Below are 19,143 nucleotides of genomic sequence, written 5' to 3'. Positions count from 1 at the left end.
TGCTGCGTCGTCACATCTGGTGCCGGGCCAGCCAGTCGGTGTGCTGCGGGGAGACGATCCGCTCGGTCTCGAACACCGCCCCCGGCCACTGGCGCTCCGTCAGGGTGGTCTCCATCGCCACCTGCATCGCCTCCAGATCCTGCTCCACCAGTGAGTGGGCAGAGATCAGCGGATGGTGACGGCGCATCTCGCTCCACGCCAGACAGGCGGCCGCCGCGGCCGACAGCACGCCCGTCAGGGCGAAGGACTGGGTGGCGGAGAAGGTCCTCAGTACGGCGAACACCAGGGCGAGCGCGGTCAGCGCGCCGATGGTGGTCGACCAGACCAGGGTCGCCCGCCGGGAGACCTCCTGACGCCTGCGGTACCAACTCCGCTGCTCGATGAGCCGGTCCCGTACATAGGTCTCCTTGCGTACGGTGAACGCCTTCTCCCGCAACTCGCGCATCGAGGCGGTGATGAGCCCGCCCGAATCCGCCGTCAGGTCGCGAGGGTCGGCCCACCCCACTTTGCGGAGCTCCTGAAGGCCCTCTTCGAGCCGATTGGCGAACACCGCCTCCGGGTGCGGGGTGCTGCTGTCGAACGGCGATCCGTGCACCGAGTAACGCCAGCACATCGACTTGATGAACTCTGCCGCCGAGCGGTTGAGTTGCCAATGCGACTTTGCTTTGCGCCGGGCCGAGAGGTACGTCGTGATCAGGACACCCAGGTAGGCCAACGCGCCGACTGCATCGGTGAGTTGAAACGTGTCAGCCACCTCGGCATGCCAGGGGAGCGCGGCCGGTACGGCCCCTGTGACCAGGAGGATCAGCTGAACGCGGGTGGTGTTCACGGCCTCCCGCTGCCGTGCGACGGCGATCCCGTCCGTGTGGTGGAAGAGCGCCGGAAGGTCGGCGTTCCTGAAGACCATGCTCTGGAGCGGCCCGGGAAGCGCCGTCATGTTCACTCCCGTCTGCGGTTATGTCGTCACCTCAATGGCGGAATCGATAGTTCCGTTCGATTCGGGGCGGCCCTGTGTGACGCTCTTGTTCCAAGTGCCCGGCCTCAGTTGCCAACCGAGGCCATGAGAGTAAAGTCGTGCCGCCGGACACTGCAATGGTGCAGATACCGTTGCTGCATTCCTGTCCGGAACCATTCCATCGGAACAAATCCCCTCAAGGACGGCCGTGAACACCTCTGAATCCTCTCCCTCCTTCGCCGTTGCGAAGAAGAACCGTGTGCCGCTCGCCGAGATCGACGTCCGCGGTGCCGCTGCCGCCCGGAGGCTCGGCCGCGTGCATGCCGCATCGGCCGGTCGCCGCACCCAGGCATCGACCTTCAACTCGGCGCTCTGAAACAACGCGCCGAAACCCTCTCGAACCGAAGCTCCGAGCACCCCTTCGGGCTGGCTAGACTGGTGGAATGACAGGACCCCTGGTCCCTTTCCGCGAAGTCGTTCTCAAGGTTCACAGCAGGTGTGATCTTGCCTGTGACCACTGCTATGTCTACGAACATGCAGATCAGAGCTGGCGTACCCGTCCCAGGACAATCTCTGATGATGTCATTTTCCGGACTGCTCAGCGTTTGGCCGAGCATGCCAAGGCACATGCACTGCCCTCCGTGTCAGTGATCCTGCACGGAGGGGAGCCTCTACTGGCGGGGCCCGCCCGATTGCGGCGCGTCTGCGAAGTGCTGACCTCCGCCTTCGACGGCGTCGCGGAGCTCGATCTCCGTATCCACACCAATGGACTCCAGCTCAGTCCCCGGTATCTCGACCTCTTCGACGAGTTCGGCGTCAGGGTCGGCATCTCCCTCGACGGCGACCGGGCCGCCAACGACCGGCACCGCCGCTACGCCGACGGGCGCAGCAGCCACCCCCTGGTCCTCAAGGCCGTGGAACTGCTCCGGCAGGAGCGTTACCGCCACCTCGATCTCGGGCTCCTGTGCACCATCGACATCGAGAACGACCCGCGCGCGGTCCTCGACGCGCTCACCGAGCTCGACCCGCCGCTCATCGACTTCCTGCTGCCGCACGCCACCTGGGACGATCCGCCGCCCCGCCCGGACGGGTCGCCCACCGCCTACGCCGACTGGCTCCTCGCGGTCTTCGACCGCTGGCAGGAGCAGGGGCGCCCGGTGCCGGTGCGGCTCTTCTCCTCGGTGCAGTCCACGCTGAGCGGCGGCCCCAGCCTCACCGAGTCCCTGGGGCTCGCCCCGACCGACCTCGTCGTCGTCGAGACCGACGGCCAGCTGGAGCAGGTCGACTCGCTGAAGAGCGCCTACGAGGGTGCGGCGGCCACCGGGTTCGACGTCTTCACCCACACCTTCGACGAGGTCGCGGCCCATCCGGGGGTACGGGCCCGTCAGCTCGGGCTGGCAGGCGTCAGCGAGACCTGCCGCCGCTGCCCCGTCGTGCGCTCGTGTGGCGGCGGCCTCTACACCCACCGGTACCGCTCCACCGGGCCGTCCGGGGCCTTCGACAACCCGTCCGTGTACTGCGCCGACCTGGCCGCCATGGTGCGTGGCATCGAGGCGCGCACGGCGGCGTCCCTGGCCGCGCCCGAGGTGACCGAGCCGGACGAACTGGCCGCCTCCCAGCGCGACCTCACCCGGATGCTGCTGGCCCGGCTGAACGCCGACCTCGAAGGGCGCGGCGGGGAGCGGTGGGCGGAGGCATGGGAGCTGGCCGCCGCCGTCGAGGCGTCCGAGGAGGGCGCCCGCGGCCTGGACGAGGTGCTGGCCCACCCGTACACCCGCACCTGGCTGCTCCACGCCCTGGAGCAGCTCCACGAGGAGCCGGGGACGGTGGAGGCCGCGGGGCTGCTGCCGGGGTACCTCGCGTCCGCCGTCGTACGGGGCGGGCTGGATCTGTCCGTGGGCGTCGCCTACACGGACGGCAGGCTGGTGCTGCCGGGCCTCGGCGAGTTGCGGATCGGGGCACCGGGGGAGCACGGCACGGCACGGGTGCGCGCCGTGGAGGACGGCTTCCTGGTCCGGCGGGACGAGGGCGACCCGGCCGAGCGGAGGATCGTACGGCCGCGGACGGCCGCGCCCGGGTGGCGGCCGGTGCGCCGGTTCGCGATGCCGGGCGGCGCGCCCGGCCCGGTGTTCGGCCTGGCGCTCGACGACCTCGACCCGTACCGCGACTGCTTCGCCGCGCCGGCCGTGGCCGGGCTCGACGACCGGGCCGCCGCGGACCTGGTGTTCAGGCTCGGCGAGGCGTGGGTGCTGATCGAGGCGAGGGCGCCCGAGCGAGCCGTGGAGATGGCGGGCCGCCTCACCACCCTGACGCCGCTGAGCGGTCTGGCGCCGGCGGAGCCGTCCGTCGGGCGGCACGGCCACGGCGCGCTCGGCATCGCCGTGGACGGCGGTGCCGAGGAGTTGGCGTTCGCGCTGCTGCGGGGTTTCCGGCGGGCCGAATTGCGGGCGCTTGTCGACGTCACGGATCTTTACGCGGCGGACGGCTCCTGGGAACATCGAATTCCCTGGCAGGAAGAACCAGTTCCGTTTTCCCGGTTGCTGGCCGACACCTATGAGCGGATGGCGTTGGGCGCATTCGAGCCGCGCTGTCTGGAGGGCGTACCACAGGCCCTCGACACACTGGAGGGTGCCGCCGAGCTCACCGTCAGTGGAAAGCGGCTGCTGGATCGGATGCGAAAAGAGATCTGAGGCTCGAATTCCGGTTCGACCGAGGGTGTCGGTGAACACGGGACAACTGGGAGGAACAGCCGCAGACCGAATTCGATCAAGAAAATGACCGGCCGAACCCGGGAACGGATGACTGGAAACCGGCGTTGAATGACCGAACGCCATGGGGGTGGAGCTACGTCCGCTCCGGAATGATGAATTCGCTCGCATTCACTTCACTCCTGGGATGCGGGTGCTCACACAGGACGGGGGTCGTGTGCACGCAACACCGCAGCAGCGAGCGGCGGACCATCGGCCGTACTTCTTCTTGAGTTATGCCCATACACCGGGCTACGGCCGTGGAACCGACCCCGATATGTGGGTCGAACGCCTCTTCAAGGATCTCTGTGACCATGTGATGGCCATGACGGATCTGCCCGCGGGCGCGCCCGCGGGGTTCATCGACCGCGAGATACGCTCCGGCGAGGGCTGGTCGGAACGGCTCGGCGAGGTGCTCGCCACCTGCCGAGTGTTCGTTCCGCTCTTCTCACCGCGCTATTTCGCGAGCGAGATGTGTGGCAAGGAGTGGTATGCCTTCGCCCAGCGCGCCATCCATCACCGGGCCCGCTCCAACCAGCGGGGCGAGGCGATCGTTCCGGCGCTCTGGGTACCGGTACCACCGAGCCAGCTTCCCGGCCCCGCCGAGCGATTACAGTTCAACCACCGTGATTTCGGGGACCGTTACGTCAGTGACGGACTCTACGGACTGATCAAGCTCAGGCTCTTCGCCGAGGAGTACGAGCGCGCGGTGTACGAACTCGCCAAGCGCATCGTCAACGTCGCCGACACCATCAGGATCGGCACCGGCCGCCCCGTCGACTACCGGCTCGCCCCCAGCGCCTTCGGCCCGCCCAACAGCGCGGTCGGCGGCCCCCGCCCCATGCAGGTCACCATCGCCGCCGCCACCCGGCACGACCTTCCCGCGGGACGCAACGCCGACTACTACGGCGACAGTCCGCAGGACTGGAACCCCTACCACCCGGCCGCCGTCCGCCCCCTGGCCTATGTGGCCGAGGACATGGTGCGCTCCCTCAACTACCAGGCGACCGTCACCTCCTTCGACGAGGAGGCCGGGCACGCGGAGGGCAAGCAGCCGCCCAGCAGGCCGGAGATCCTGCTGGTCGACCGCTGGGCCCTCCAGGACGAGGACCGGTGCCGCAGGCTCGCCGCCTTCGACGCCGAGAACCGCCCCTGGGTGACGATGGTCGTGCCGTGGAACCGCGAGGACCACGAGAGCATGGCCGCCGAGGCCGAACTGACCGAGAAGCTCGAACGGACCATGCCGACCAAGATGCGCCAGGGGCGGGCCTACTGCCGGGCCGCCGCCAAGGGCGTGCCCAGCATGGAGGCCTTCGGGCAGATCCTGCCGCAGGTGGTCGAGGTGGCGGCACAGCAGTACCTGAGACACGCGGCGGTGTACCCACCCGCCACCGGCGGCGGACACACCGAACGGACCCGGCTGATGGGGCCCATGGCACAGACGAACTACCTCCCCGAGACACACGACCCTGCGACGGATGCGGAGGACACGGATGACGGCCAGTCGTGACGGGCGCATCGTCACCTTCTACTCGTACAAGGGCGGCACCGGGCGCACCATGGCCCTGGCCAACACCGCCTGGATACTCGCCGCCAACGGAAAGCGGGTACTGGCCGTCGACTGGGACCTGGAGGCGCCGGGGCTCCACCGGTTCTTCCACCCGTTCCTCGACCCCTCGACACTCGGTGCCACCACCGGCGTCATCGATCTGATCACCGAGTACGCCTGGGCCGCGACCAGCCCCGTCCAGCGCCCCGACGACTGGCACCGCGACTACGCGCGCATCCAGCCGCACGCGGTCTCCCTCACCCCCGAGGCGCTCGGCTGGGAGTTCCCGCAGGGCGGCACGCTCGACTTCGTCTCCGCCGGACGGCAGAACCGCGAATACTCCGCGACCGTCTCCACCTTCGACTGGGACAACTTCTACGACCGGCTCGGCGGCGGCCACTTCTTCGACGCCCTGCGCGACGACATGAAGGCCAACTACGACTACGTCCTCATCGACAGCCGGACCGGCCTCAGCGACATCGCCGACATCTGCACCGTCCACCTCCCCGACATCCTCGTCGACTGCTTCACCCTCAGCGACCAGTCCATCGACGGCGCCGCCTCCGTCGCCCGGCAGATCTCCGAGCGCTACACCGGCCGTCCCATCTCCATCTTCCCCGTCCCGATGCGCATCGACGAGGGCGAGAAGGAGAAGGCCGACGCCGGACGGGCGCTGGCCCGGCTGAAGTTCGACCGGCTGCCGCGCGACCTTTCGGGGGACGAACTCACCGCCTACTGGGGTGCGGTGGAGATCCCGTACCGCCCCTACTACGCCTACGAGGAGACCCTGGCGACCTTCGGTGACGAGTCGGGCCTCACCAACTCCCTGCTCTCCGCCTTCGAACGGCTCACCTCCGTCATCACCGACCAGCAGATCACCTCGATGCCACCGGTCGGCGACGAGGTACGGCTGCGCATCCGGGACGCGTTCACCAGGCGCAGGCCCGCCCTGCCCGCCGATCTCTTCCTCAGCTATGTGGCGGAGAACCGGATGTGGGCAGACTGGATCGAATCCGTGCTCACCCGGGCCGGGTTCCGCGTCGTACCGCGCGATGTGTCCGCCGAGCGGGAGACCCCCGAACCGGCGGCCGCGGCCGCCGAGAACGCGACCCGTACCGTCGTGCTGCTCTCCAGCGCCTACCTCAAGTCCCAGCGCGCGGTGAACCTCTGGGACCGGGCCGTCGCGGAGGACCCCGGCGGCGGGCGGCGCCATCTGCTGCCGCTCAGGGTCGGGGACGTACGGCTCTCCGCGCCCTACATCGACCGCAACCCCGTCGACCTCTTCCGGCTCGACGAGGTGCACGCCACCGCCGCCCTGCTGCGCGCCCTGGACCGGCCCGTACAGCTCACCGACGCGGTGTCGCCCGGACCGCGCTTCCCGGGCACCGTCCCCAGGATCTGGAACGCCCCGCCGCGCAACCCCGGTTTCACCGGCCGCTCCATGGTCCTGGAACGGATGCGCGACCAGCTCGGCGGCGGCATGGCCGTGGTGCTGCCCCAGCCGCAGACCCTGTACGGACTCGGCGGCGTGGGCAAGACCCAGGTCGCCCTGGAGTACGTGCACCGCTTCATGGCCGACTACGACCTGGTCTGGTGGATATCGTCGGAGCAGACCGACGACGTGGTGGCCGCCCTCGCCGAGCTCGCGGTCCGGCTGGGCGCCCAGGGCGGCGACGACATGGCGGCAGCCTCCCAGGAGGCGGTCGACCTGCTGCGGCGCGGTGTGCCCTCGGACCGCTGGCTGCTGGTCTTCGACAATGCCGACGACCCCGAACGGCTCCGTCGCTACTTCCCGCAGGGCGGCTCCGGCCACATCCTGGTCACCTCGCGCAACCAGGCCTGGTCCCAGCACGGCGACGCGCTGCCCGTCGACGTCTTCCTGCGCGAGGAGTCCATCGAGCACCTCCAGCGCCGGGCACCGGGGCTGACCGACGAGGACGCCGCCCAGGTGGCCACCGCGGTCGGTGACCTGCCGCTGGCCGTCGAACAGGCGGCGGCCTGGATCGCGGAGACCGCCACTCCGATCGACACCTATCTGGAACAGCTGGCCCAGCAGGCCCCCGAGGTCCTGGCGCTCAACCAGCCGGCCGGTTACCCGGAGCCGGTCGCCGCGACCTGGAACATCTCCATCCAACGGCTCAAGGAGCGCTCGCCCGCCGCGGTGCGGCTGCTCCAGCTCTGCGCCTTCTTCGCACCCGAGCCCATCTCCGGGAACCTCCTGTACAGCAAGGAGATGATCGAGGCGCTGAAGCCGTACGACGCCTCGCTCCAGGAGAAGCTGGTGCTGGGCCGGGTCATCCGGGAGATCGGCCGGTTCGCCCTCGCCAAGGTCGACCAGGTCTCCAACTCCATCCAGGTGCACCGGCTCGTCCAGGCCGTCATCCGGGCACAGCTCACCGAGGAGGAGCAGCGGGACGCCCGGCATGCCGTCCACCGCATCCTGGCGGGCGCCCGGCCCGACGACGACGAGCCGATCGACAACCCCTCGACCTGGCCGCAGTTCGCCACCATCTGGCCGCACCTCGGCCCGTCCGACGCGCGCAACTGCAAGGAGCCGGAGGCCCGCAGGCTGCTGATCGACCGGGTCCGCTACCTCTGGAAGCGCGGTGACTTCCGGACCGCCACCACCGTCTGCGAGGAACTGCGCGAGATCTGGCGTCAGACGCTGGGGGAGCGGGACATCCAGTACCTCTACCTCTGCTTCCACCTCTCCAACATCTACCGCTCACGCGGCCGTTACGTGGAGGCCAGGGAACTCGACGAGATCACCCTGGAGACACAGCGCGAGGTCCTGGGCCCCGAGCATCCGCACACGTACATGAGCACCAGCAGCCTGGCGACCGACCTCGGCACGCTCGGGGAGTACACCAGGGCGATCGAGCTGGCGACCGAGGCGACCGACGGGTTCAACCAGATCTTCCACGAGTCGCACCCGAGGACGCTGGCCGCGGCCAACAACCTGGCGTTCACCCTGCGGTCCATCGGCCAGTACGCCAAGGCCCGCGAGATCGACCAGGACGTCTTCGACCGCCGCGTCGAGGTGCTCGGCGCGGAACACCCCTACAGTCTCTCCTCGGCCATGAACCTGGCCCGTGACCTGCGGGACGTCGGACGGTACGAGGACTCGGTCGGCATCCTCAGCCGTACGTACGACAGCTACAAGGCCACGCTCGGCCGGGCCTTCCCGGGCACCCTGAGCGCGGCCAAGAGCCTGGCGGTGTCGCTGCGCCGGGCAGGCAGGCTGGAGGACGCCCGCAGGCTCACGGTGGCGACCCGCGCCAGGTACCGGGCCAAGTACACCTCCGCCAACCCGGAGTCGCTGGCCTGCGACCTCAATCTGGCGGCCGACCTGTACGCGGCCGGAGAGACGGTCGAGGCCAGGGACACCGCACAGGAGGTCGTCGACCAGTACATGAAGGTGCCGGGGGAGAAGCACCCGTACACCCTGGCCGCCCTGAACAACCTCGGGGTCTACCAGTCGGGGACCGGGGCCCCGGAGGAGTCGGCGCGGGTGCTGACCCGGGTGGTCGCGGCGATGCGGGAGGTCTACGGGCCGGAGCACCCCAACACCCTGTTCTGTGTGATGAATCTGGCGAACGCGACGGCGGAACAGGGGGATCTCGACCTGGTGCTGGAGACCGAGGTGAAGGTGTCCGGGCAGCTCAGGAGGGTACTGGGGGCACATCACCCGGAGACCCTGGCCATGACGTCCAACATGGCGGTCACGCTCGACGCGATGGGGCGCAAGGACAAGGCCCTGCGGGTGAGGGCCGAGACGGGCGAGGAACTGGCCCGTCAGCTCGGTGACGACCACCCGATGACCCGGATCGCCCGGAGCGAGAGCCGGTTCGAGCGCGAGCTGGAACCGACGGCGGTGTGAGAGCGGGGAGCGTCCGGCCGTCGCCGGACGCTCCCCGGCTTCCGGGCGCGCCGCTCAGCAGGCGGGCGGTTCCAGCAGCCAGTTCAGAATTCTGGGCAGCGCGTGCAGGGCGTCGAAGTGCGCGGCCGTCGGTTCCACCACGACGGTGGAGTTCGGAATGCGCTCGGCCAGCCAGCGCGAGTGGCCCACCGGGGAGAACACGTCCTTCTCGCCGTGCCACAGCAGCACCGGCCCGGTGATGTCCGCCGGGTCGAAGCCCCACGGATTGCTGAACGCGAGCGCGTCGTCGATCCATCCCCAGGCCGAAGTGCGCAGCCCCTCGCGGTAGTTGCGCAGCAGCATGGTGCGGACCCCGGCGTCGTTGACCACCATCCGGTCGGATTCGGTCAGCTCCTGGCGCAGGTCGTCGATGAGCCGGACCGGGTTCTTCCTGATCACCGCGGACCGTGAGATGAACGATTCCGCGAGCCCGTCCGGATCGGCCGCCGCGGTGGAGTACGCCAGCACGTTGGAGGCGGCCATCCCCTCGAACCAGTCGAGGCCGTCGGCTCCCCACGGAGCCAGCCCGACCAGCGCGGCGGTACGGGTCACCCGCTCGGGCATCAGGGCCGCGCAGGCCAGGGCGTGCGGGGCGCCGCCGGACCGGCCCACCACGGCGAACCGTTCGAGACCGAGGTGGTCCGCGATGGCCCGCACATCCTGGACGGCGTCGGCGACACAGCGGCCCGGCAGCCGGTCGGACTCGCCGTAGCCCGGCCGGTCGTAGGTGATCAGCTGGGTCTTGCGCTGGTAGAGGACCATGCCGCGCGGAGCCGGACCGAGCCTGCTGCCCGGCATCCCGTGCAGCAGGAAGACCGGTCTGCCGCGGGGATCCCCGAGACGCTCCACCACCAGATGCCGCCCGTCCGCCGCGCGCACCTGACTACGCACTTGGAGCCTCCTCCGTATGGTGCGGGCACCGCGTGCCCGACTTTCCCGCCCGATTCGATGATGGCGCATCAGAGCCCTTACCGGGACGGTGCGTTGGGAAACCACAGGGAGTGATCGGGGGGCGCGCTCGCCCCTTCCGGGCGGATCCGGTGCGGTTCCGGTGCCGGTGGGACGCCGGCCGGTGTCACCGCCGGGGGACCTCGACCTCGGCGCGGACCGCCCGCATGATCGGGGCGACATCGGCGGCGGTGAAGCCGAGCTTGGTGCCGGTGCCGTCGGTCTTCGGGATGAGGGTGATGCCGGCGGCGGTGGTCGGGGTGAACCAGGAGCAGGTGGAGACCGCCGTGACGAGCAGCTCGGTCCGGAGCAGGACGGTGTTGCAGATCGCCCGGCCGCCGTGCGGGCCGGGCTCGGCGTCGATGGCGCTGGTGGTGGTCCGGTCACCGGCGCCGTCGTCGTGGACCGCCGGGAGCTGGTCGAGGATGTCGTGCAGCCGGTCGGGCTTGAAGCCGCTGCCGGTGACGCCCGTGTAGAAGATCCACGCGCCGTCGGTCCGGTCGTCGTAGTAGGCGCGTACCGGGGTGCCGGAGACGCCGAGACGCGCGGCGTTCTTGTGGGTGTCGTCATCGAACCTCCGCACCATGTCCGCCGGCGGCTGCCCCTGCGGATGACCGGCCACGGTCCGTGGGGCGCTGAGCGCCCACGAGGTGCCGCCGCTCCCGCTGCCGGAAGTGTTCCCGCCTGTGCCGCCTGTGCCGTTGGTGTTCCCTGTGCCGCCGGTCGTGGCGGTGTCACCTCGGGCAGGGGGGTTGGTGGCGCCGTCGGACGAGCTGCTGGAAGGGCCGCAGGCCGACACCAGGGGCAGCCCCAGCAGCGCGCCTGCCACGGCCAGTGCGAGGGCGGGCCGGCCGGGGCGCGGGGCGGACGTGGCTCGGACCGGTTTCGGAGCGGAACTGGCCATGGACGGCCTCCTTGTGAACGGGACATGACCGGGCTTCGGGCATGCCTGTGCCAGGGTGGTGCCGGCCGAAGCCCTCGGGATGCCGGTGAGTCTCCCAGCTGCGCGGCCATGAGGCAGCCCCGGCGCACAGCGCTGCTTGACACCCCTCGACAGGATTGCTGGCGGTGCCTCGGTACAGTCCGTGGCACGACCCCTGACCCCGAGGAGGGCGGCGCGCATGGACCTCGACCCCAGGCGCCTGCTGGTCCTGAGCGCGATCGCGCGGAGCGGCGGCCTCGCCCCGGCGGCCCGCCTGCTCGGCCATACGCGTTCGGCGGTCTCGCAGCAACTGGCCAGCCTGGAACGGGAAGTGGGCCTTCCGCTGGTCGACCGCTCGGGCACCCGGCTGGAACTCACCGCGGCCGGACGGATGCTCGCCGCCACCGGTGACCGCATCGGCCAGGAACTCACCCGCGCGGCACAGCAACTGGGCTCGGTGGACCAGCAGGTGATCCAGGGGCCGGTGGCGATCGGGGCCACGTCATGGGTGCTGGCCCGGGTCGCGGTCCGGGCGCTGCGGCTGCTGGCCCGGTCGCATCCGCGGATCGAGCCGAGGTTCGTCGAGGCCGGGCTGCCGGACGGCCTGCGGCAGCTGCGGCTGGGCGAGCTGGACGTCCTGGTCATGACCGACGACCGGGACACCGCGCTGCCGCTGCCGCCCTCGACGCGGGCGCAGGTGCTCAGCGAGGACCACTACCGCGTGGTCGTCCCGGCCGCCTGGGAGGAGCCGTCCGCCGCCGCCGAACTCTCCGGCCGTCCATGGATCAGCGCCCCGGCGCACTCCGCCCGCGGCCGCGCCTTCGCCCGGTTCGCGGGCGTCCACGGGGTCGTGCCGTCGGTCGAGCACCTGGCCGACCACATGATCGCCGTCCAGGCGCTGCTGGCCGGGCAGCTCGGGGCCACGGTCCTGCCCGCGCACTTCGCGGCCCAGCTGGAGCAGGTGACGGTGACGGCGCTGCCCGTCACCGGCAGCCAGATCACCCGGACGCTCCACCGCACCGGCCCCGGCGCCACCGCCGCGGCCGCCCGGGTGGTGGCCGACGCCCTCCAGCAGGCGGCCCGTGACCACGCCGAGGCGGCGACCCTCACCGGTCGCACCAAGGGCGACATCATCGTCCGTACGCTCCACGACCCCACCGAGGTGCCCCGGCCCGCGCCCTCGCGCCGCACGCCGGGCAGGCCGTAGGCGTACCGCCCCGCGCGGTCCCGGTGTCCGCCCCGGGCGGCAGACCGTACGAGTGGCCGACGGCGTCTGCCGCAGGTTCACCGCCTCCCGGAATCCGCGCCGATGGCCACCGTCCGCGCCCACGCGGGCGGGGAGCGCGGGATGTAGGAGGGGTCGTCGTCGGCGTCCCACGACCGGGGGAACAGTCCCACCACCGTCCGGCACGGCGGCTGTGTGCTCGGCCACGGGGTCTGGCCGTCGGTCAGGACCACGACGACATCGGGCCGGGGCTGTATCCGGAGGGCCCTGGTGAAGCCCGAGCGCAGATCCGTGCCCCCGCCGCCCACCAGCGGGATTCCCTCGGCACGGCACAGCGTGTGCGCGACCGGGGCCGCCGCGTCGCAGGGAAGGACGGTGACCAGGCCGCGGCGGCCGCCGACCGCGCGGGAGATCGCGGCGACCTCCAGGAGCGCGCTGCCCAGTTCGGCGTCGCTGACCGACGCGGACGTGTCGATGACCACGCAGCCCCGGGGCGGTCTGCGCCTCAGACTCGGCAGCACGGCGCCGGGCACACCGGCCGAGCGCCGCGACGGGCGGCCGTACGTGTAGTCCTCGCCCGCGCCGGACCCGGAGGCGGCCGAACGCACCGCCGCACCCAGCAGCTCCCGCCATGGCTGCGGCGGGTGGAACGCCTCCTCCGCCCACCGCCGCCACCCCTTCGAGGCGCTCCCCGGAGCCAGTGATGCCCTGGGCCACCCGGAACCGGACCGCGTCCCGCTCCTGCTCGCTGAGGCCGTGCGCGCCGTCCGGCCCCAGGTCCCACTCCCGCTCCAGCCCGTCGGCGCCGCTGCCGCAGTCCAGCCAGGCCAGGTGCCGCGTGTGGGGCCCGAGGCGGAACCGGCTCAGGTACTCCTCCATGAGCTGCCCCTCGGGAAGCCCCAGGGAGTCCGGGTCGACGACCCCCTCCGGCCGGACCAGCCCCTCGCCGAACACGTCGTCGTTGATCTCGCAGTCGGCGGCGATGTTCATCCGCAACCGTTCCGCGGGGCGGGTCAGCCCGCGCTCCACTCCTCCTCCTGGACGAGAGCATCTACCTCATGGGGGTGCCGGCCGGGTCAGGCGGGGTTCGAGCCGAACGGCGGGCGCTCGCCGGTGAGTTCCTCCGGTGTGCGGCGCATGGCGACCAGGAGGGTGATGGCCGTGCCCACCACCGCCCAGGCGGACAGCACCAGCAGGGGGCCGGTGACCGCGTTGCCCCTGAAGTAGGCGATCGAGCGTGCGACCCAGGTACCCGCCCCGGGCGGCAGCGCGGGTCCGATCGCCCGCCAGAAGTCCGGGATCATCGGCAACGGGTAGGCTCCGCCGGCGCTCGGGTTGCCCGCGATCACCACGACCAGGACGGCCAGGCCGATGCCGACGATGCCGGTGAGTGCCTGGAGGGCGAGGGTGATCATGCCGACCGCGAAGACGGTCAGCGCGCCCAGGCCGGACAGACCCCAGAAGCTTCCGGGCAGGGCACCGAGGATCGGGCCGATGATGATCGCGCCGCCGATTCCGCCCGCGATCGAGTACAGCGCCATGACGCCGGTCCGGATCACCGCGCGCTGTCCGTTGGCGGGCTTGGAGCCCGCGCTGATCGCCAGGATCGAGGCGCAGAGGTAGCCGCCGACGCACCAGCCCACGACCAGGTAGAACGACGAGATCCCGTTGAAGTCCTGGTGGGAGGCCGGGGCCAGGTCCACGGACCGTACGGTGCGCTGCTGGGTCCGGTCGGCCTCCGTGATGATCTTCGTCAGGGTGGTGGCCAGCGAGGCGCCGCCGCCGGAGGCGACCAGCACGGTGTCGGTCGTGCTCCTGGGGTCGACGACCAGGGCGCCGTCGATCCTGCGGTCGAGGATCTGCTCACGGGCCGTGGCCGCGTCGGCGACCGTGCGGGGGTCCAGCGGGCCGCCGGGGAGGTTCTTCAGATCGGTGAGGAGCTGGGCGGACATCTGCCGGGGCGCGACGACGCCGAAGGGTACGTCCGTCGGCTTCGGTTTGTGTAGCGCCCCGACGTAGGACGCGATGAACAGCAGTTGCAGTCCGAGCACACCGATGACGAGCAGTGCGGCCCGTGGAGTGACGGCGTTCTTCACCTCGTCGACGAAAGTCATGCCCCCACGCTCCGGGGCATCGGCCGATCGTGCAGGCGGGGCTGGGCCGAATGGCTGGCAGGACCCCCGGTCGATCACCGGTCCGGGGCCGGGAACGCGTCCCGCACTCCGATTATCGTACGAATGTTCGAAACTTGGTCTATGGTGGAGAACGAGGGGGTGGATGAGTACGGATCGGTTCAGGAGGTGCAGGTGCCCGGGTTCACGCATCTGCGTACCGTTTCCGGATTCTCCCTGCGCTACGGGGCCTCGCATCCGGAGCGGCTGGCGGAGCGCGCCGCCGAGCGGGGGATGGACGCGCTGGCGCTGACCGACCGCGACACGCTCGCGGGCGCGATCCGCTTCGCCAGGGCCTGCGAAAAGGCCGGGGTGCGGCCGCTCTTCGGGGTGGAGCTCGCGGTGGGCCCCGCGGCGGCGGAGCATACGGGAGAGGGCGGGCGCACGCATCGGCCGCGGACCCCGGTCCGCGGCGGCGCCTTCGTCGACGAATCCGCGCCCCGGGCCACCTTCCTCGCCCGGGACGGCGCCCGGGGCTGGGCGGAGCTGTGCCGGCTCGTCACCGCCGCCCACGCCCCCGCGCCCGACGGCGCGGGACAGCCCCTGGTCGGCCGGTCCGAGCTGCCCGCCGAAGGGCTCACCGTGCTGCTCGGCCCCGCCTCCGACGTCGGCAGGGCGCTGGCCGCCGGCCGCCCGGACCGGGCCGCCGCGCTGCTCGCCGGCTGGCGGGAGATCCACGGCGACGACCTGCGCCTCGAAGCCGTCCACCACGGCCGCGAGGGCACCGGGCCCGGATCGCTGCGGCTCGCCGCCCGTACCGTCGGCTTCGCCGCCGACCAGGGAGTGCGGGCCGTACTGACCAACGCCGTCCGGTACGCCGACGCCGGGCAGGGCCCGGTCGCCGATGTGCTCGACGCGGCCCGTCGACTGGTGCCCGTCGACCCCCGACGCGCCCCGCTCGACAGCGGGGAGCGCTGGCTCAAGGACGCCCGCGCGATGGCGGAGACCGCCGAGCGGATCACCTCCGCCGCAGGGCTCGGCCCCGGCGCCGGGGCGCGGCTGCTCGCGGAGACCCGGCGCACCGCCGACGCCTGCGTCGTCGACCCCGAGGGCGACCTCGGCCTCGGCTCCGTCCACTTCCCCGAACCGGAGCTCGTCGGCGCCGGGCGGCGCACCGCCCAGCGGGTGCTGGCCTCCCGCGCCGCCGCCGGCATGGTGCTGCGCGGCTACGACCGCAGGCGCGACTACTGGGAGCGAATGCACCAGGAGCTGGACATCATCGCCCACCACGGTTTCGCCTCCTACTTCCTGACGGTCGCTCAGGTCGTGGACGACACACGGGCGATGAAGGTGCGGGTCGCCGCCCGGGGCTCCGGCGCGGGCTCCCTGGTCAACCACCTCCTCGGGATCGCGCACGCCGACCCGGTCGAGCACGGGCTGTTGATGGAGCGCTTCCTCTCCAGGCGGCGCTTCGTGCTGCCCGACATCGACATCGATGTGGAGTCCGCCCGCAGGCTCGACGTCTACCGCGCGATCATCGAACGCTTCGGCACCGAACGGGTCGCGACCGTCGCCATGCCCGAGACCTACCGGGTGCGCCACGCCATCCGGGACGTGGGCGCCGCGCTCTCCATGAACCCGGCCGAGACCGACCGGCTCGCCAAGGCCTTCCCGCACATCCGGGCCCGCGATGCCCGCGCGGCCATGGCGGAACTGCCCGAACTGCGCGAGGTGGCTCGGGAGAAGGACCGGTACGGGCGGCTCTGGGAGCTGGTGGAGGCGCTGGACGGACTGCCGCGCGGCATCGCCATGCACCCGTGCGGGGTGCTCCTCTCGGACGCCTCCCTGCCGCTCCGTACGCCCACCGTGCCCACCAGCGGGGACGGCTTCCCGATGGCGCAGTTCGACAAGGAGGACGTGGAGCACCTGGGGCTGCTCAAGCTCGATGTGCTGGGTGTGCGGATGCAGTCGGCGATGGCGCACGCGGTCACGGAGATCGGGCGGGCCTCGGGGCAGGAGGTGGACCTGGACGCCGTGGAGCCGGACGACCCGGAGACGTACCGGATGATCAGGAGCGCCGAGACGCTGGGCTGCTTCCAGATCGAATCGCCAGGCCAGCGCGACCTGGTCGGCAGGCTCCAGCCGGCCGGCTTCCACGACCTGGTGGTCGACATCTCGCTGTTCCGCCCCGGGCCGGTCGCCGCCGACATGGTGCGGCCGTTCATCGAGGCCCGGCACGGCCGGGCCCCCGTGCGCTACCCGCACCCCGATCTGGAAGGGCCGCTGCGCGAGACGTACGGAGTGGTCGTCTTCCACGAGCAGATCATCGAGATGGTCGACATCATGACCGGCTGCGGCCGGGACGAGGCCGACCGGGTGCGGCGCGGGCTCTCCGACCCCGAATCGCAGGACCGGATCAAGGTGTGGTTCGCACAGCGGGCGGCGGAGCGGAAGTACGACGCCGAGGTGATCCTCCGGACCTGGGAGATCATCGAGGCGTTCGGCAGCTACGGCTTCTGCAAGGCGCACGCGGTCGCCTTCGCCGTGCCGACGTACCAGTCGGCATGGCTCAAGGCGCACCACCCGGCGGCCTTCTACGCCGGGCTGCTCACCCATGACCCCGGGATGTACCCGAAGCGGCTGCTGCTCGCGGACGCGCGGCGGCGCGGGGTGCCGGTGCTGGGGCTGGACGTGAACCGGTCGGCGGCCACCCATCACATCGAACTGGTGTCCGATGATGAGGGTGGGGAGGGTGTCTGGGGGGTGCGGCTCGCGCTCTCGGACGTCCATGGCATCAGCGGGGCCGAGGTCGCCCGGATCGAGGCCGGGCAGCCCTACACCTCGCTGCTGGACTTCTGGCAGCGGGCCAGGCCGGGCAGGGCGGCCGCCGAACGGCTGGCCCGGGTGGGCGCGTTGGACGCGTTCGGCGCCAACCGGCGCGATCTGCTGCTGCACCTGTCCGAACTGCACCGCGCCCAGCGGGGCGCGGGCTCCGGCGGCTCCGGCGCGCAGCTCCCCCTCGGCGGCGGGCACCGGACCGGCTCCATCGGCCTGCCCGACCTCGACGAAGCGGAACGGCTCAGTGCCGAGCTGGGCGTCCTGAGCATGGATGTCTCCCGCCATCTGATGGACGATCACCACGCCTTCCTGAAGGAGCTCGGAGCGGTCTCCGCCAAGCGGCTGCGCGAGGCGCGGCACGGGGACACCGTGCTGGTCGCGGGCGCCAAGGCGGCCACCCAGACCCCGCCGGTCCGCTCCGGCCGCCGGGTCGTCTTCACCACCCTGGACGACGGCACGGGCCTGGTCGACCTGGCCTTCTTCGACGACAGCCATGCCGCCTGCGCGCACACCGTCTTCCACTCCTGGCTGCTGCTGGTGCGCGGAGTGGTGCAGCGACGTGGACCGCGGAGCCTGAGCGTGGTCGGCGCGGCCGCCTGGAACCTGGCGGAGCTGGCCGAGCTGCGGCGTACCGGCGGACTCGACGCGGTCGCGGACCGGCTGGCGGAGGAGCCCCCGGCCGAGGAGGCTCCCGGCGACGGCGGCGACGGCCGCCGCATCCAGCTGCCGACGGGGTACGAGATGAACCCCTGGTCCGACCTCCAGCCGCCCGGCGAGGGCGTCGCCACCGGGAGGAAGCTGTGGCACCAGAGCCCGGGGAGCGCGGGATGAGAACCGCACCCCAGGTCCCGGGCATCCTGTACCTGCGGTTCCGCAAGGCCGGCGGCGGCCTCCCGGACAGCGCCGGCTACGAGGGGCTGCTCGCCCTGCTCGGCGCGCTCACCCCGGTGGTCGAGGCGGCCCCGCCCGACGGGGCGCTCGCCGATGTGCGCGGCGCGCTGCGCTACTTCGGGCAGGACGTGAAGGGGCTGGCCTCGGTGATCCGGATCCGCGCGCTCGCCCTGCACGGCGTGGACTGCGCGATCGGAGCCGCGGAGAACCCGATGCTGGCCCGGATGGCGGCACGGCGGGCCGCGCCCGGGACGACCTTCGTGGTGCCCGGGGGCGGGGCGGCGGAGTTCCTCGCGGACCGGTCGGCCGCGGCACTGGACGGCGTCGGCGCGGCGACGGCCCGCACCCTGTGCGGGTACGGGCTCGACTCCGTCGGCCGGATCGCGGCGGCCCCGCTCGGCACCCTGCAACGGATCACCGGCGTACGGACCGGACGCGAACTGTGGGAGCGGGCGCACGGCATCGACCGCACGGCGGTGGTGCCGGGCGCCGCGGCCCGGTCGATCGCCGCCGAACGGTCCTTCCCGCGCGACGAGCTGGACCGGGAACGGCAGCGCCGCGCACTCATGTCGCTCACCGAGGAACTGGGAGCCAGGATGCGCGGGGACGGGCAGGTCTGCCGCGCCCTCGCGGTCTCCGTCCGCTACGCCGACCGCACCGGATACGCGACGCTGACCCGCAGCCGTACGCTCCGGGAACCCACCGCGCACTCCGCGGCGCTCACCGCACTCGCGTACCGGATCCATGACTCGTTCGCCCTCCAGCGGGCCCGGGTGCGGGGGATCGGGCTGCGCGCGGAGGGGCTGACGGACCGTGAGCGGGCCACGTGCCAGCTGTCCTTCGACCCGGTGGACGAGCGGGCGCGCCGGATCGAGGCGGTGGCGGACCGTCTGCGGGCCAAGTACGGCCCGCAGGCCGTGATGCCGGGGCGGCTCGCGGCCTGACCGGTCCATCGTCCGCAGTGGATTGACGGATCATCACTTTTTACTGACGCGTAACTTCCCACGCCACCTTACTCGCGCGTAATTTGGCAGGGGA

11 protein-coding genes and 1 pseudogene are annotated in these 19,143 nt (G+C 71.7%); 7 read left to right on the top strand and 5 right to left on the bottom strand.

Annotated elements, in window-relative coordinates:
• Positions 1 to 10: 10 nt before the first annotated feature.
• Entirely contained in the window at positions 11 to 907 is an 897-nt protein-coding gene (locus tag GA0115234_RS14260) for a DUF4231 domain-containing protein (protein WP_093541645.1), read from the bottom strand.
• Between the two features lie 256 nt (positions 908 to 1,163).
• Here GA0115234_RS14260 and fxsA point away from each other — a divergent pair, with 256 nt between their 5' ends.
• From fxsA to fxsT, 4 genes are all read left to right on the top strand, one after another.
• Positions 1,164 to 1,331 (top strand): FxSxx-COOH cyclophane-containing RiPP peptide, encoded by a 168-nt coding sequence (gene fxsA, locus GA0115234_RS14255; protein ID WP_093541496.1) that lies wholly within the window; start codon positions 1,164 to 1,166, stop codon positions 1,329 to 1,331.
• Between the two features lie 67 nt (positions 1,332 to 1,398).
• Positions 1,399 to 3,645, top strand: a complete 2,247-nt coding sequence (fxsB, locus tag GA0115234_RS14250; RefSeq protein WP_176729160.1) for a radical SAM/SPASM protein FxsBH, inactivated beta-hydroxylase extension form — start codon at positions 1,399 to 1,401, stop codon at positions 3,643 to 3,645.
• Between the two features lie 205 nt (positions 3,646 to 3,850).
• On the top strand, positions 3,851 to 5,212 hold the full coding sequence (gene fsxC, locus GA0115234_RS14245) for an FxsC protein (RefSeq protein ID WP_161275598.1): 1,362 nt from the start codon (positions 3,851 to 3,853) through the stop codon (positions 5,210 to 5,212).
• Complete coding sequence (fxsT, locus tag GA0115234_RS14240; RefSeq protein WP_093541492.1) at positions 5,196 to 9,131, top strand: FxSxx-COOH system tetratricopeptide repeat protein; 3,936 nt, start codon at positions 5,196 to 5,198, stop codon at positions 9,129 to 9,131. Before fsxC ends, fxsT begins: the two co-directional genes overlap by 17 nt.
• Positions 9,132 to 9,185: 54 nt before the next feature.
• On the opposite strand, the gene GA0115234_RS14235 is transcribed toward fxsT, so the two are convergent.
• Entirely contained in the window at positions 9,186 to 10,061 is an 876-nt protein-coding gene (locus tag GA0115234_RS14235) for an alpha/beta fold hydrolase (RefSeq protein ID WP_176729159.1), read from the bottom strand.
• Positions 10,062 to 10,245: 184 nt separating this feature from the next.
• Positions 10,246 to 11,022 carry a hypothetical protein gene (locus GA0115234_RS14230; protein WP_093541488.1) on the bottom strand — a complete coding sequence of 259 codons (777 nt, stop codon included), beginning with the start codon at positions 11,020 to 11,022 and terminating at the stop codon, positions 10,246 to 10,248.
• A gap of 217 nt (positions 11,023 to 11,239) precedes the next feature.
• Here GA0115234_RS14230 and GA0115234_RS14225 point away from each other — a divergent pair, with 217 nt between their 5' ends.
• Complete coding sequence (locus GA0115234_RS14225) at positions 11,240 to 12,247, top strand: LysR family transcriptional regulator (protein ID WP_093541486.1); 1,008 nt, start codon at positions 11,240 to 11,242, stop codon at positions 12,245 to 12,247.
• 77 nt (positions 12,248 to 12,324) lie between these two features.
• On the opposite strand, the pseudogene GA0115234_RS14220 reads toward GA0115234_RS14225, so the two are convergent.
• Both GA0115234_RS14220 and GA0115234_RS14215 read right to left on the bottom strand, forming a co-directional pair.
• Positions 12,325 to 13,291: pseudogene (locus GA0115234_RS14220) on the bottom strand (VWA-like domain-containing protein); the annotation flags it as partial.
• Between the two features lie 50 nt (positions 13,292 to 13,341).
• Complete coding sequence (locus tag GA0115234_RS14215) at positions 13,342 to 14,379, bottom strand: DUF3533 domain-containing protein (RefSeq protein WP_093541484.1); 1,038 nt, start codon at positions 14,377 to 14,379, stop codon at positions 13,342 to 13,344.
• A gap of 141 nt (positions 14,380 to 14,520) precedes the next feature.
• Between GA0115234_RS14215 and GA0115234_RS14210 the strand changes: the two genes are divergently transcribed.
• Both GA0115234_RS14210 and GA0115234_RS14205 read left to right on the top strand, forming a co-directional pair.
• Positions 14,521 to 18,045, top strand: a complete 3,525-nt coding sequence (locus GA0115234_RS14210) for a DNA polymerase III subunit alpha (RefSeq protein WP_176729158.1) — start codon at positions 14,521 to 14,523, stop codon at positions 18,043 to 18,045.
• Complete coding sequence (locus tag GA0115234_RS14205; RefSeq protein ID WP_093541482.1) at positions 18,042 to 19,049, top strand: DNA polymerase Y family protein; 1,008 nt, start codon at positions 18,042 to 18,044, stop codon at positions 19,047 to 19,049. The genes GA0115234_RS14210 and GA0115234_RS14205 overlap by 4 nt, the downstream gene beginning before the upstream one ends.
• Positions 19,050 to 19,143 lie beyond the last annotated feature (94 nt).

Origin of the sequence: Streptomyces sp. DvalAA-43 (assembly GCF_900091725.1) — a bacterium.
Classification (GTDB): Bacteria; Actinomycetota; Actinomycetes; order Streptomycetales; family Streptomycetaceae; genus Streptomyces; species Streptomyces pulveraceus.
Note: the sequence above shows the minus strand (reverse complement) of the source record. Positions and strands in the feature narration are given on the sequence as shown.